The 14,360-nt window shown below is 74.3% G+C and carries 10 protein-coding genes; 5 read left to right on the forward strand and 5 right to left on the reverse strand.

Annotated elements, in window-relative coordinates:
- Positions 1-34: 34 nt before the first annotated feature.
- Positions 35-2,992, reverse strand: coding sequence for an AfsR/SARP family transcriptional regulator (locus ACIF8S_RS13850; RefSeq protein WP_399999300.1), 2,958 nt, complete (start codon positions 2,990-2,992; stop codon positions 35-37).
- A 125-nt stretch (positions 2,993-3,117) separates the two neighbouring features.
- Positions 3,118-3,513 carry a nitroreductase/quinone reductase family protein gene (locus tag ACIF8S_RS13855; RefSeq protein WP_399999302.1) on the reverse strand — a complete coding sequence of 132 codons (396 nt, stop codon included), beginning with the start codon at positions 3,511-3,513 and terminating at the stop codon, positions 3,118-3,120.
- Positions 3,514-3,708: 195 nt separating this feature from the next.
- Here ACIF8S_RS13855 and ACIF8S_RS13860 point away from each other — a divergent pair, with 195 nt between their 5' ends.
- The 3 genes from ACIF8S_RS13860 (at position 3,709) to ACIF8S_RS13870 (ending at position 7,820) form a co-directional block, all read left to right on the forward strand.
- Positions 3,709-4,569: an LLM class F420-dependent oxidoreductase gene (locus ACIF8S_RS13860; RefSeq protein ID WP_399999303.1), complete on the forward strand. Its 861-nt coding sequence runs from the start codon at positions 3,709-3,711 to the stop codon at positions 4,567-4,569.
- Between the two features lie 24 nt (positions 4,570-4,593).
- A complete protein-coding gene (locus ACIF8S_RS13865) occupies positions 4,594-7,182 on the forward strand; it encodes a bifunctional FO biosynthesis protein CofGH (RefSeq protein ID WP_399999304.1) in 2,589 nt (862 codons plus the stop codon).
- Positions 7,183-7,250: 68 nt separating this feature from the next.
- The gene (locus ACIF8S_RS13870; RefSeq protein ID WP_399999305.1) at positions 7,251-7,820 is read left to right on the forward strand and encodes a hypothetical protein; all 570 of its coding nucleotides are present in this window, start codon (positions 7,251-7,253) and stop codon (positions 7,818-7,820) included.
- Between the two features lie 33 nt (positions 7,821-7,853).
- Here the strand turns inward: ACIF8S_RS13870 and ACIF8S_RS13875 are convergent, their stop codons facing one another.
- Positions 7,854-8,207, reverse strand: coding sequence for a hypothetical protein (locus ACIF8S_RS13875; protein ID WP_399999307.1), 354 nt, complete (start codon positions 8,205-8,207; stop codon positions 7,854-7,856).
- A complete protein-coding gene (locus ACIF8S_RS13880) occupies positions 8,204-8,665 on the reverse strand; it encodes a prevent-host-death family protein (RefSeq protein ID WP_399999309.1) in 462 nt (153 codons plus the stop codon). Before ACIF8S_RS13880 ends, ACIF8S_RS13875 begins: the two co-directional genes overlap by 4 nt.
- 190 nt (positions 8,666-8,855) lie before the next feature.
- Between ACIF8S_RS13880 and ACIF8S_RS13885 the strand changes: the two genes are divergently transcribed.
- Entirely contained in the window at positions 8,856-11,405 is a 2,550-nt protein-coding gene (locus ACIF8S_RS13885) for a tetratricopeptide repeat protein (RefSeq protein WP_399999310.1), read from the forward strand.
- A 124-nt stretch (positions 11,406-11,529) separates the two neighbouring features.
- Entirely contained in the window at positions 11,530-12,651 is a 1,122-nt protein-coding gene (locus ACIF8S_RS13890) for an ADP-ribosylglycohydrolase family protein (RefSeq protein WP_399999311.1), read from the forward strand.
- Between the two features lie 125 nt (positions 12,652-12,776).
- Here ACIF8S_RS13890 and ACIF8S_RS13895 read toward each other — a convergent pair whose 3' ends face one another.
- Positions 12,777-14,312, reverse strand: a complete 1,536-nt coding sequence (locus tag ACIF8S_RS13895; RefSeq protein ID WP_399999312.1) for a sodium:solute symporter family protein — start codon at positions 14,310-14,312, stop codon at positions 12,777-12,779.
- Between the last annotated feature and the right edge of the window lie 48 nt (positions 14,313-14,360).

Below are 14,360 nucleotides of genomic sequence, written 5' to 3' on the forward strand. Positions count from 1 at the left end.
TAAACGTTCGATGAACGCCGCCGGCGGGGGCCGGTCAGGCCGCGGACAGCGGGGCGAGCAGGCGCCGCACCTGGGCGGCCTCGGCGGAGCCCGCCTCGTCGTAGAGGGCCAGCGCCTCGCGCCAGCAGGCACGTGCCCGGTCCGCGTGGTCCAGCGTGTCCAGCGCCCGCCCGAGCACGGTCAGGGCGTTGGCCCGCATCCAGTCGCCGCCGATGCAGCCGATCGCCAGGGCCTGTTCGGCGTGGCGGGCGGCGCGGGCCGGACGTCCGGCCCGCAGGTGCACCTCGGCGATGCGGTAGTGCGTGGTGCCCTCCCACAGGGACTGGCGGTTCTCCGCGAAGATGCACAGCGCCTCGTCGAGCCGGCCGAGCGCCTCGGCCGGCCGCCCCGCCTGGCTGAGCACGATGCCGGAGGCGTACCGCGCGTTCGCCAGCCGTACCGACATCCCCAGCTCGTCGTAGATGTCCACGCCCCGCTGGGCCAGTTGGACGGCCTCGGTGGTGCGGCCCATCGAGGCGAGGGTGCGGGAGAGGTTGCAGACCGCGCTGGCCTCGCCGGGGCGGTTGCCGTCGGCGCGGAAGGCGTCGATCGCCCGCTGGAAGTACCCCTCGGCGTCGGCGTACCGGGAAGTGCACAGGGCGATGATGCCCAGCTGGTTGGGCGCGGTGCCGTTCGCCCACGGGTCGTCCGCGCCGCGGAGCAGGGTGTCGGCGCGCCGGGACTCCTCCTCGGCGGTCTCGAACCGGCCCGCCTGGCTCAGCACCTGGGCGAGGGTGACGCGGGCGCGCACCTCGGCCCGGGCGTCCCCCAGGGCGGCCGCCGCCTCGCACGCGGCGACCGCGGTCTTGCGGTACTGGCGCGAGTCCACCCCGGACTCCGCCAGGTCGATGGTCGCCACCAGCAGGTCGACGGCACGGCGCACCATGGCCGCGTCGAGGGACTGCTGCACGCACGCCAGCAGCGGCCCGGCCTCGGTGTGCAGCCAGTCCAGCGCCTTCGCCGCGGTGCCGAACTCCCGGGCCGCGTACCGGCCCTTCTCCAGATGGGCGACGGTCCGGTCACCCGGCCGCTCGATGGCGTACACCCCCACCGCCGTCGCCAGGTAGTGGTCCAGCAGCCGGGACCGGGCCGCGTCCCGTTCGGCGGGCGGCTGCTCGTCGCGCTCGGCGCACGCACGCGCGTAGAGCCGTACGAGATCGTGGAAGCGGTAGCGGCCGGGGGCCGCCGACTCCAGGAGGGAGGTGTCGACGAGGGACTCCAGCAGGTCCTCCGTCTCCTCCACCGGCAGGTCCAGCAGGGCCGCCGCGGCGGCCACGGAGATGTCCGGGCCGTCGGCGAGGCCCAGCAGCCGGAACGCGCGCGCCTGCGTGGCCTCCAGGGCGCCGTAGCCCAGCTCGAAGGTGGCCGCGACCGCCAGGTCGCCGGCCTGGAGCTCGTCCAGCCGGCGGCGTTCGTCGGCGAGCTTCTCCGCGAGGAAGGAGACCGTCCAGGTGCGCCGCGAGGCCAGCCGGGAGGCGGCGATGCGGATGGCCAGCGGCAGGAAGCCGCAGGCGGCCACCACGTCCAGGGCCGCCTCGCGCTCCGAGCGGACCCGCTCCGCACCGACGATCTTCGTGAAGAGCGCCAGCGCCTCCTCCGGCGACATGACGTCCAGGTCGACCAGATGCGCCCCGGCCAGGTCCACCATCCGCACCCGGGACGTCACCAGGGCCGCGCAGCCAGCCGTGCCCGGCAGCAGGGGCCGGACCTGGGCCGCGTCGCGCGCGTTGTCCAGCAGCACCAGCACCCGGCGGCCGTCCAGCAGCGAGCGGTAGAGCGCGGCCCGCTCCTCCAGGGAGTCCGGGATGGCCGAGTCGGCCGCGCCGAGGGCGCGCAGGAAGGCACCGAGGACCGTCTCGGGCTCCGCCGAGCGGGCCCCGGCGCCCTGCAGGTCGACGTAGAGCTGGCCGTCGGGGAAGGCGGGCCGGGCGGCCTGCGCCACGTGCACCGCGAGGGTGGTCTTGCCGACGCCGCCGATGCCGGCCACCGCCGACACCGCCATCACCCGCCCCTCGGCACCGGACGCGCCCGAGAGGACCTCACCCAGCTCCCGTACGAAGGCCGCACGGCCGGTGAAGTCCGGCACCGACGCCGGAAGCTGCGCCGGGCGCACCGGGGCGGGCTCCTGCCGGGGCAGCGGGGCGGACGGCTGCGCGAGGGCCGGGTCGGCCTCCAGGATGCGCTGCTGCAGCTCCCGCAGGTCCGGGCGCGGGTCCACGCCCAGCTCGTCGGCGAGCAGCCGGCGGGTGTCGGCGTACACGGCGAGCGCCTCGGCCTGCCGGCCGCTGCGGTACAGGGCCAGCATCAGCAGTTCGCGCAGGCGCTCGCGCAGCGGGTGGGCGGCGGTGAGCGCGGTCAGTTCGGAGACGGACTCCGCGTGGCAGCCCTGCTCCAGGTCCATGTCGAGCCGGGACTCCAGGAGTTGCAGCCGCCACTCCTCCAGGCGCACGCGCTGTGCCTCGGCGTACGGGCCCGGCACCCCGGCCAGCGTCTCGCCGTCCCACAGGGCCAGCGCCCGGTCGAGCAGTTCGCGCGCATGGCACAGGTCGCCGCTCGTGCGGGCCTTCTCCGCGTCCGCCGCCAGCTCCTGGGCCGCCGCGAGGTCCAGCGCGCCCTCGCCGAGCCCGCGCACCGCGTAGCCCCCGGACTCGCTGACCAGGACACCGGGGTCGAGCACCTTCCGGAGCCGGGAGGCGTACGTGCGCACCGCGGCCAGCGCCTGGGAGGGCGGCTCCTCACCCCACAGGGCGTCGATCAGCTCGGCGGCCGTGGCCGTGCGGCCCTCGCGCAGCAACAGGGCGGCCAGCAGCGCGCGTTGCTGCGGGCTGCCGGTGGCGACCGGTTCCTCGCCACGCCAGGCGCGGACCGGGCCGAGCACGCCGAACCGCAGCGCCTCCCGCTCCGCCGAGGAGCCGGCACGGCGCTGCTCCGGTCCTCGCGGCACACCGTCCATGCAGTCCCCCTACGCATCCCGAGCAACTAGGCCAGTTTGCCTTCTCCTGACGAAGGAGTCAGCCGTGCGAGACACCGATCACACGGCGAGCGGCGGGCCCCCACGGAGTCCCCACATGTGCGACCTCATCCGTCCAGATCCACCCGTACCGTCAGCAGCCCCGCCCCGAAGGCGCGTACGGCGGCGCTGTTGAGGCGGGGCAGCAGCCGCATCCGGGCGACCGGGTCGTCGTCCGGCATCAGGTGGGCGGTGCCGGTGTGCCAACGGCCCCGGATGCGGACCCGCACCCGGGGGTCGGCCTTGATGTTGCGGACGTACTGCGAGCGTTCGCCGAACTCCGAGACCAGCCAGAAGGTGTCGCCGGCGCGCCGCCCGCCCACCGGGGTGGTGCGGGGGAGCCCCGAGACGCGGCCCGTGGTCTCCAGCAGCGTCTGGAACGGCATCCGGCGCAGCAGCGGGTTGCCGACGCGCCGCTGGAAGGCGGTGGCGGCCCGGTACTTGCGTTCGGCGCGAGAAGTCATCGTGCCGCCGAGCCTACCGGCGGGTGAGGAAAACGGAGTTGGTGTGGAAAGGGGAGTTGGTGAAAGCGGCCGGTGCCTTGGGGCGGCGGTCTTGGTCACCGGCCTCGGTCACCGGCCGATCCCGACCGGTCGGTATGGACAGGGGCGGGGTTCGCGGGTATTGATGGGGCGTCGTCCGCGTACGAAAGGCCGCCCATGCGCATCGCCGTCACGATCTTCCTCACCGACGAGACGATCACCCCGGTCCGGCTGGCGAAGGAGCTGGAACAGCGGGGCTTCGCCGGGCTGTACCTGCCCGAGCACACGCACATCCCCGTCGAGCGGACCACCCCCTACCCGGCGGGCGGCGAGCTGCCCCGCGAGTACGGCCGCACCCTGGACCCCTTCGTGGCGCTCGGGCAGGCCGCGGCGGTCACCGACCGGCTCGGGCTCGGCACCGGCATCACCCTCGCCGCGCAGCACGACCCGATCGACCTGGCCAAGCAGATCGCGACCCTGGACCACCTCTCCGGCGGCCGGTTCACGCTCGGGCTCGGCTTCGGCTGGAACGTCGAGGAGGCCGCCGACCACGGGGTGGAGTGGCGCACCCGGCGGGCCCTCGTGCGGGACCGGATGGGCCTGATGCGCGCCCTGTGGGCCGAGGAACCCACCTCATACGACGGGGAGTTCGGCAGTGTGCGGGCGAGCACCGCGTACCCGAAGCCGGTGCGCAAGCCGCGCGGCCCGGTGACCGGCCCGCGCACGCTGGTCGGCGGCGCGGCCGGCCCCAGGCTGTTCGCGGACATCTGCGCCTACGCCGACGGCTGGCTGCCGATCGGCGGGCGCGGCCTGACCGAGTCCCTGCCGGCGCTGCGGACCGCCTGGGCCGACGCCGGCCGCGACCCGGCCGCGCTCGAGGTCGTGCCGTACGCGGTCCGGCCCAGCGCGGGCAAGCTGGAGCACTTCGCCGAACTGGGCGTCGAGGAGGTCGTGGCGCAGCTGCCCCCGGCGGGGGAGACGGAGGTGCTGCGGGCGCTCGACGCGCTCGAGCCGTTCGTGCGGGGTCGGAAGTCCTGATCACCCCGAACGTATGCTCAAAGAATGACGACTTCCGCGACGTCCGGAACCGGCGGCCCGACCGAGAACTCCCTGCGCCGTGCGCTCAGACGCGCCCGGGACGGCGTCTCCCTGGACGTCTCCGAGGCCGCGGTCCTGCTCCAGGCCCGCGGTGAGCATCTGACGGACCTGTCCGCCTCGGCCGCCCGGGTCCGCGACGCGGGCCTGGAGGCGGCGGGGCGGGCCGGCGTCATCACGTACTCCAAGAGCGTCTTCATCCCGCTGACCCGGCTGTGCCGGGACAAGTGCCACTACTGCACCTTCGTCACCGTGCCCGGCAAGCTGCGCCGGGCCGGGCACGGGATGTTCATGTCGCCGGACGAGGTCCTCGACATCGCCCGCAAGGGAGCCGCGCTCGGCTGCAAGGAAGCCCTCGTCACCCTCGGCGACAAGCCCGAGGACCGCTGGCCCGAGGCCCGCGAATGGCTCGACGCGCACGGCTACGACGACACCCTCGCCTACGTCCGCGCGATCTCCGTCCGCATCCTCGAGGAGACCGGCCTCCTCCCGCACCTCAACCCGGGCGTGATGTCCTGGACGGACTTCCAGCGCCTCAAGCCGGTCGCGCCGTCCATGGGCATGATGCTGGAGACCACCGCGACCCGCCTGTGGTCCGAGCCCGGCGGCCCCCACCACGGCTCCCCGGACAAGGAGCCCGCGGTGCGCCTCAGGGTCCTGGAGGACGCCGGCCGCTCCTCCGTCCCCTTCACCTCCGGCATCCTCATCGGCATCGGCGAGACCTACGAGGAGCGCGCGGAGTCGCTGTTCGCGCTGCGGAAGGTGGCCCGCGCCCATCACGGCATCCAGGAACTGATCATCCAGAACTTCCGCGCCAAGCCGGACACCGCGATGCGCGGCATGCCGGACGCGGAGCTGGACGAACTCGTCGCCACGGTCGCCGTCGCCCGGCTCGTCCTCGGCCCCACCGCCTGCCTCCAGGCCCCGCCCAACCTGGTCGACTCCGAGTACGGGCGGCTGATCGCGGCCGGCATCGACGACTGGGGCGGGGTCTCCCCGCTCACCATCGACCACGTCAACCCGGAGCGCCCCTGGCCGCAGATCGAGGAACTGGCCGAGCAGTCCCGCGCGGCCGGCTTCGAACTGCGCGAACGCCTCTGCGTCTACCCGGAGTTCGTCCGGCGCGGCGAGCCCTGGCTGGACCCGCGGCTGCGCCCGCACGTGGCCGCGCTCGCCGACCCGGAGACGGGCCTCGCCCGCCCGGACGCGCTGCCCCAGGGGCTGCCGTGGCAGGAGCCGGACGAGGCGTTCACCGCCACCGGCCGCACCGACCTGCACCGCACCATCGACACCGAAGGCCGCACGTCCGACCGCCGGGACGACTTCGACGAGGTGTACGGCGACTGGGACGCCCTGCGCGAGGCCGCCGCCCCGGGGATGCTCCCGGAGCGCATCGACACCGATGTGCGGGACGCACTGCGCACGGCCGCCGACGACCCGACGAAGCTGACCGACGCCGAGGCCCTCGCCCTGCTGCACGCCGACGGTCCGGCCCTGGACGCCCTGTGCCGGGTCGCGGACGACGTCCGCAGGTCGGCCGTCGGCGACGACGTGACGTACATCGTCACCCGCAACATCAACTTCACCAACGTCTGCTACACCGGCTGCCGTTTCTGCGCCTTCGCCCAGCGCCGCACCGACGCCGACGCGTACACCCTCTCGCTCGACCAGGTCGCCGACCGCGCCCAGCAGGCGTGGGACGTCGGAGCGGTGGAGGTGTGCATGCAGGGCGGCATCCACCCCGACCTGCCCGGCACCGCCTACTTCGACATCGCGCGGGCCGTGAAGGAACGCGTCCCCGGCATGCACGTCCACGCCTTCTCCCCGATGGAGGTGGTCAACGGCGCGACCCGCACCGGCCTGTCCGTCCGTGAGTGGCTGACCGCCGCGAAGGAAGCGGGCCTGGACACCATCCCGGGCACGGCGGCGGAGATCCTCGACGACGAGGTCCGCTGGATCCTCACCAAGGGCAAGCTGCCGGCGGCCACCTGGATCGAGGTCGTCGAGACGGCCCACGAGCTGGGCATCCGCTCCTCGTCCACCATGATGTACGGCCACGTCGACCAGCCCCGCCACTGGCTCGGCCACCTGCGTACCCTGGCCGGCATCCAGCAGCGCACCGGCGGCTTCACCGAGTTCGTGACGCTGCCCTTCGTGCACACCAACGCCCCCGTCTACCTGGCCGGCATCGCCCGCCCGGGTCCGACGGTCCGCGACAACCGCGCGGTCACCGCGACGGCCCGCCTGCTGCTCCACCCCTGGATCCCCAACATCCAGACGAGCTGGGTGAAGCTGGGCGCGGAGGGCGCGGCGGAGATGCTGCGCTCCGGCGCGAACGACCTGGGGGGCACGCTGATGGAGGAGACCATCTCCCGCATGGCGGGGTCCTCCTACGGCTCCTACAAGTCGGTCAAGGACCTGATCGCGGTCGCCGAGGCGGCCGGGCGTCCCGCACGCCCGCGCACCACGCTCTACGGCGAGGTCCCCGAGGAGCGCCGCCGTGCCGCCGAGACGTCGGACGGCCATCTGCCGGAGCTGCTGCCCGTCCTCGACTGAGCCGGGCCAGGCCCACGCTGGCAGTAGGATGATCCGACCCGCTTTCGGTAGCTGAGGAGTGCGTACCGGTGTCTGCCCGTCTTCCTTCGTGGGCCTGGGTGACCGGGCTGACCACGGGGGCGATAGCCGTGGTGGCGGTCCTGGGCGTCCAGGCGGACCAGGGCACGAAGCCCGTCGCCGCCACCAGCCCGCCGAGCGCCCCGGCGACGGCCGACCCGAAGCCGTCGGCCTCCGCACCGCGGAAGGAGAAGCCGGCGGCGGTACCGGCCGACTCGGGTACCGGCCGCCGCATCGTCTACTCCCTCGGCCAGAAGCGGGTCTGGCTCGTCGACGCCAGCGACGCCGCCCGCCGCTCCTTCCCGGTGTGGCCCGGCACGGTCGCCCCCGACCCCGGCACCTACTCGATCGGCACCCGCAACGAGGCCACCACCGGCAGCGACGGCGTCCCGGTGGAGCACATCATGTACTTCGCCCAGAAGTCCGGCGTCTTCGTCGCCTTCTCCAACGCGGTCGACGGCTCCTCGCCCCCGCCCGCCGACCCCGGCGCCAAGACCGGCGGCATCCGCGTCGCCAAACAGGACGGCAAGGCCCTGTGGACCTTCGGCACCCCTGGCACCACGGTCCGCGTGGTCGGATAGCCGGCCGACCGAGGGACGTGGGAGTGCGTGCGGCTACTCGGTGTCCTTCGGGTGGCGCGGGGACGCGTACACGAAGTGAACCGTGCGGCGGGCCTCGTCGACGAGGCAGCGCACGCGCCCGCCCGCTGTGACCTCGTACTCCCACTGGGGGTAGTCACGCCCACCCAGGTTGCCCGTGGCCAGTCTGCCGCGGAGCCGGTGCTGCCGGTCCGGGTCGGACCGGGAGACCGGGTCACGGCGCAGGGCCTCGAAGCAGCGGCGGGTGGTGCCCGGCGCTTCCGCGCCCAGCTCGCCCCACCCCTTCGCCGCCTCGTTCGTCGCGAACCGCAGGCGCCATTCGCCCTCCACCGGCGGCGGAGCGACGTCGTCGCCGCGCTTCGGGGTCACGGAGCCGTCACCTCGCCGTGGTCCTCGTCCGGCAGGCGCCGCGTGAGCTTCGCCGTCAGTTCCGGATCCGCGAGGATGCGTGCTGTGGCGCGCCATTCGGCGACGAGACGGTGCAGGTTTCCGTGGACGTCGAGGTGCGCGGCGTCGTTCGTGGCGTCGATGAGATCCGCCACGAACTCCTTCGCCTCCTCCGCGGACAGGTGACGCACCCAGGGGAAGACCGAAGGGAGCGCGTGCAGTATGGCCCGCTCACCGGCGTCGCTGCGGACGAGGGCGCCGAGGAGCCGGGCGGTGATGTCCGCGGTCTCCTCGCGCTGCTGATCGTGGCGGGCCGTGGTGAGGTAGAGGTCCTCACCGTCCCGGCGCGTGACGTGCACGCGGTGGGCCCGGTCGAGGGTCTCGGCGACGCGCTTCGAGTTCTTCGAGAGTTCGGAGAAGGCGACCGTGGGTGTGGACACGCCTCGACGGTACTTCGGAACGTATTCCGAAGTCAATCGAAGGGTGTCCACGCGGGGAGCGGTCGGCCCGAGGCCGGCCGGCCGGCTTCTGCCGCCAACGGTCCAGAGCCAGGTGTCTGCGGGCGCGAGGTGCGTCACAATGTGGCGGACGGGACGTGGGGGAGAGGGCGGTCGGGTGGCGCGGGCGCGGGTGTCGTTGCAGGAGCTCGTCCGGCTGCGCACGCGGGCGGGACTGGTGGCGCGCAGCGCCGAACGGGAGCTGTTCCGGGCCAACTTCACCACCGCGCCCGAGGACGGGCGGCACCGCTTCCTGTTCCACGTCCACGGCACCGCCGGCGTCGGCAAGACCAGGCTGGTCAAGGAGTTCGAGCATCTCGCCCGCGAGCAGGGCGCGTTGACCGCGTACGTCGACGAGAGCGCGGGCGGTGTCCCCGAGGTGCTCGAGGCGATGTGCCGTCAGTTCGCCGCACAGGGACACCGGCTCAAGGACCTGGAGCGGCTGCTGACCAGCCACCGTGAGCGGCGCCACGAGGCGGAGACGGCCGCCCTCACCGCCCTCGAACCCGTGCCGGACGGCGCCCCCTCGGCGGGCGGCATGGCACTCGCCCGCGCCGGACTGGCCGGACTGGGACTCGTCCCGGGCGTCGCCCCGTTCGCCGCCGTCCTCGACCCCGCGCAGCTCGCGCACGGCGCCGACCGGCTCCGCTCGACGCTCTCGGCACGCTTCCGCAGCCACGAGGACGTGACGCTGGTCCTCGACCCGGCGAGCGTCCTCACCCCCGTCCTCACGGACGAACTGAACGCCGCCGCCTCCGACGTGCCCTGGATCGTCCTGTTCTTCGACACCTACGAGCGCACCGGCCCCTTCCTCGACGCCTGGCTGCACGACCTGCTCACCACCGACCGCCACGGCGCCCTGCCCGCCACGGTCGTCGTCGTCACCGCGGGCCAGCGCCCCGCGGACCCGGCCCGCTGGGGCACCTTCGCCGACTTCATGACGTCCCTGCCGCTCCAGCCGTTCACCGAGGCGGAGGCGCGCGGCCTGCTCGCCGAACGGGGCGTCACCGCAGAACCCGTCGTCGCCGAGGCGCTGCGCCTCACCGGCGGCCTCCCGGTGCTGCTGTCCACCGTCGCCGGCACCCGCCCCGCCGGCCCCGAGGACGTCACCGACCCGAGCGCCACCGCCGTCGAACGCTTCCTGAAGTGGGAGCCGGACCCCGCCCGCCGCGCCGCCGCCCTCGCGGGCGCGCTGCCGCGGCTGCTGGACGCGGACGTGTTCGCGGTCGCCGCCGACTGCGATCCGGAGCGGGCCGACCTGCTGTACGGCTGGGTGGCCACCCTGCCGTTCGCCGACCGCCTTGGCGGCCGGATCCGCTACCACGACATCGTGCGCGCCCCGATGCTGCGGCTCCAGCGCGGTCGCTCCCCGCGGGGCTGGTTCGCCGGTCACCGCCGGCTCGCCGACGCCTTCCGGCGGTGGCGCGAGGCCGCGGAGGGCGGACGGGACGCGGGCACGCTCCTGCTGGACGACGACTGGTGCGAGCTGCGGCTGGCGGAGCTGTACCACCGCCTGTGCGCCTCCGGCCACGCGGCGGTCTCCGACACCCTGCGCGACCTGGTGGAGGCGTGCGACCAGGGCGAGGCGCTCGCCGGGCGCTGGATCAGGGTGCTGGAGGACGCGGGACGGGACGCGGAGGTGCCCGGGGTGATCGCGTGGGGCGGGCGCCTGGCGGACGCCCTCCGCTCCGGCGGCACCCAGGCCGTCCTGGAGGCCCTGCTCGCGGGTACCGGACACGCGCCGCTGGCCGCCCCGTCCGGCGCGCTGCCCCGGGGCGGCGACCTCGGACCGGCGGCCACCCCGGGCGGTGCCCTGCACGGCGGTGGCGGGTGGGGAGGCAGTCCCGTACAGGGCGGTGGCGTGCACGGCGGTGGCGCGTGGGGCGGCACCCCCGACTTCGGCGGGGACCCGGTGACGGCCGAACCCCGGCCCGAGGACGAGGACGCCCTGGACTGGATGCTGGAGGAGCAGGCCCGCGAGGTCACCCCCGCGGAGGTCACGCTCCCCCCGGCCCTCGTCGCCCGCATCCACCGCGACCGCGCCCTCGCCCACGCCGCACGGGCCGAGCACGCCGCCGCCGTCACCGCGTTGAGCTGGGCCCTCACCCTCACCCCGGACGACGCCGGCACCCTCGCCCTGCGCGGGGAGTACCTCCGCGTCCTCGGGCGGCACCAGGAGGCGGCCGCCGACCTGGAGCGGGCCGCCGCGCTCGACCCCGCCGACGCCTACGCCCACGCCTCCCTCGGCGCCACCCGCCTCGCCCTCGGACGCCCGGAGGAGGCAGGCACCGCCCTGGACCGGGCCCTCGCGCTGCGGCCCGACTACCCCTGGGCGCTGGTCCGCCGGGCCCGGGTGGCCCGGGAACTGGGTGACGCGGAGGGCCGCCTCGCCGCCCTCGACCGCGCGGTCGCCGTGGAGCCGGACTCCGCGTGGGCGCACTGCGAGCGCGGGGACGCCCTGCGGGCCGCCGACCGCGACCGGGAGGCCGTGGACGCCTACGACCGGGCGCTCGCCCTCGACCCCGGGTACGCGTCGGCGTACGCGAGCCGGGGCGTGGCGCACCACCGCCTGGGCCACCTCGACCGGGCCCTCGCCGACCTGGACCGCGCCCTGGAGCTGAACCCGTCCTACGCCTGGGCGCGGGAGCGGCGCGACGAGGTCGTACGGGACCACGACGGCTGATTTCCGGCCACTTCCGACCGGCTCGGGTCACACTCCGTATACCGATCCGGCTTCTCAGCCGACCGACCACGTTCGATTACAGTGCTGGGGCGTCGTACGTACGGACGGTCCCCGGGAGGTCTAGGTGGCTGGTACTGCCGGGCCCGTGTGGGGGCGCCGTGAGCAGCAGGACTTCCGCGGCCGGGTGCGCGGCACACTGCTCGGGGTGGCCGTCGGCGACGCGCTGGGCGCGCCCGTGGACGCACTGGACCTCGACGCCGTCCGCCGGACCCACGGCGCGGAGGGCCTGACCGACCTCACCCCCGCCTACGGCCGGCGCGGCGCCGTCACCCACCACACCCAGCTCACGCTGTTCACCGTGGACGGCCTGATCCGCGCCCAGGTCCGGCGCGACACCGGCGCCTGGCACCCGCCGACCGACCTGCACCGGGCGTACCTGCGCTGGGCCACCACCCAGCGCGACTGGGGCCCGGACGAGCGGCGCAAGGAGGACGGCTGGCTGGCGCGCGAGGAGTGGCTCTACGCCCGCCGCGACCCCGCCCGCAGCCTGCTGATCGGGCTCGGCGACGCCACCATGGGCACGCTCGACGCCCCGAAGAACCCGGGCGAGGCCGGTCCGGAGGCCGCCGCCCGGTCCGCGCCGTTCGGTCTGCTGGTCGGCTGGGACCCGCAGCTCGTCGCGCAGCTCGCCGTGGAGTGCGCGGCGCAGACCCACGGCCACCCGGTCGGCTTCCTCGCGGCGGGCGCGTACGCGGTGCTGGTGCACGCGCTGGCCCGGGGCGACAGCCTGGACGCCGGGGTGCAGCGCACCCTCGCCCTGCTGGCCGCCCGGCCCGGCCACCAGCCGGTGACGGATGCCCTGCAGCGCGCGCTGGGCGCCGTACGGCAGGGGATGCCCGGCCCGGAGCGGGTCACGGAACTGCTCGGCAACACCACCGCCGAGGGGCTGCTCTCCGCCGCCGTGTACTGCGCGCTGGTGGGGGAGGACGTACGGCACGGGCTGTGCCTGGCCGTCAACCACAGCGGCCCCAGCGCGGCGGCCGGGGCGCTGACCGGCGGCCTGCTGGGCGCCCTGCACGGCGAGACGGCCCTCCCGCCGGCCTGGCTGGCGGAACTGGAGGGCCGCCCCACGGTCCTGGAGCTGGCCGACGACTTCGCCATGGAAATGACCCAGGGCCCCGCCCTCCACACCCCCACGACCTCCTCCCCGGCCTGGCTGACCCGCTACCCGAGGTCCACCCTTTAGGGGGCGCGGGGAACTGCGCGAACGGGGGTCCGGGGGCGAAGCCCCCGAGGGACGGGACGGGAAGGGGCGGCGGGGGCGAGAAACCCGTAGGCGCACCCACCCACTCACCCCCCCGCGAGACCCACCTAGTCCTTCACAGCCGCCGGCACGGCAACCTCCACCCCGCCCCCGTCCGTGTTCACCCGCTCGATGACCGCCACCCGCTCCTCCGTGTCCTCCGGCTTCACGAACCCGATCACCACGTACAGCACCAGCGACACGGCCAGCGGAATGGACACCTGGTACTCCAGCGGCACCCCGCCCTCGACCGCCCAGTTGACCGGATAGTTCACCAGCCAGAACGCCACCAGTCCCAGCCCCCAGCTGGTCAGCGCCGCCGTCGGCCCGGACCGCCGGAACGGCCGCAGCAGCCCCAGCATCATGGGAATGGCGATCGGCCCCATCAGCCCTGCCACCCACTTGATGACGACCGTGATGATGTCCTTGAACGTGGGCGAGTCGACCTGCGTGGCCACGGCCATGGACAGCCCCAGGAACACCACCGTCGTGACCCGCGCCGCCACCAGCCCCGACCGCTCGCCCCAGGCCCGCGCCCGCGCGGACAGCACCGGCGCCACGTCCCGGGTGAACACCGCCGCGATGGCGTTGGCGTCCGAGGAGCACATCGCCATCGTGTGGGAGAAGAACCCGACGATGACGAGCCCCAGCAGCCCGTGCGGCAGCAGCTGCTCGGTCATCAGGGCGTAGGAGTCGGACCCGTCCGCCTTCTGGGACTCCACCAGCAGCGGAGACATCCACATGGGGAAGAACAGCACCAGCGGCCAGACCAGCCACAGCACCGCCGACAGCCGCGCCGAGCGCGCCGCCTCGCGGGCGTCGCGGGTGGCCATGTAGCGCTGGGCCTGGTTGAGCATCCCGCCGTTGTACTCGAACAGCTTGATGAAGAGGAACGCCAGCAGGAACACCGTGCCGTACGGCCCGACCAGCGGCTCCCCGTGCCCCTTGAGCTCCGGCTGGTCCCACGCGCCGAGGAAGCCGCCGTGGTCGCCGAGCTCCAGCACCACCGCGACGAACATGGCGATGCCGGCCAGCAGCTGGATGACGAACTGTCCGAGCTCCGTCAGCGCGTCCGCCCACAGCCCGCCGATGGTGCAGTAGACCGCGGTGACCGCGCCGGTGATGAGGATGCCCTGGTTCAGCGAGACCCCGGTGAACACCGACAGCAGGGTGGCGATGGCCGCCCACTTGGCACCCACGTCCACGATCTTCAGCAGCATCCCGGACCAGGCCAGCGCCTGCTGGGTGCGCAGGTCGTAACGGTTCTTGAGGTACTCCAGGGGTGAGGCGACGTGCAGCCGTGAGCGCAGCCGGTTGATCCGCGGGGCGAACAGCCTGGACCCGATGGCGATGCCGAGGGCGATGGGGAAGGACCAGGTGACGAACGACGTCACGCCGTAGGTGTAGGCGATGCCGGCGTACCCGGTGAACATCACCGCGCTGTAGCCCGACATGTGGTGGGAGATGCCGGAGAGCCACCAGGGCATCTTGCCGCCGGCCGTGAAGAAGTCGCTGACGTTGTCCACCCGCTTGTGCGACCAGACACCGATGCCGACCATCACGGCGAAGTAGCCGATGAGGACCGCCCAGTCGAGACCGTTCATGTCCCCCCTTCCAGGGTCCGTCTTGTGAACTCCGCTCAGCTGGTTGGC

Origin of the sequence: Streptomyces sp. NPDC085937 (genome assembly GCF_044540535.1) — a bacterium.
GTDB lineage: Bacteria > Actinomycetota > Actinomycetes > Streptomycetales > Streptomycetaceae > Streptomyces.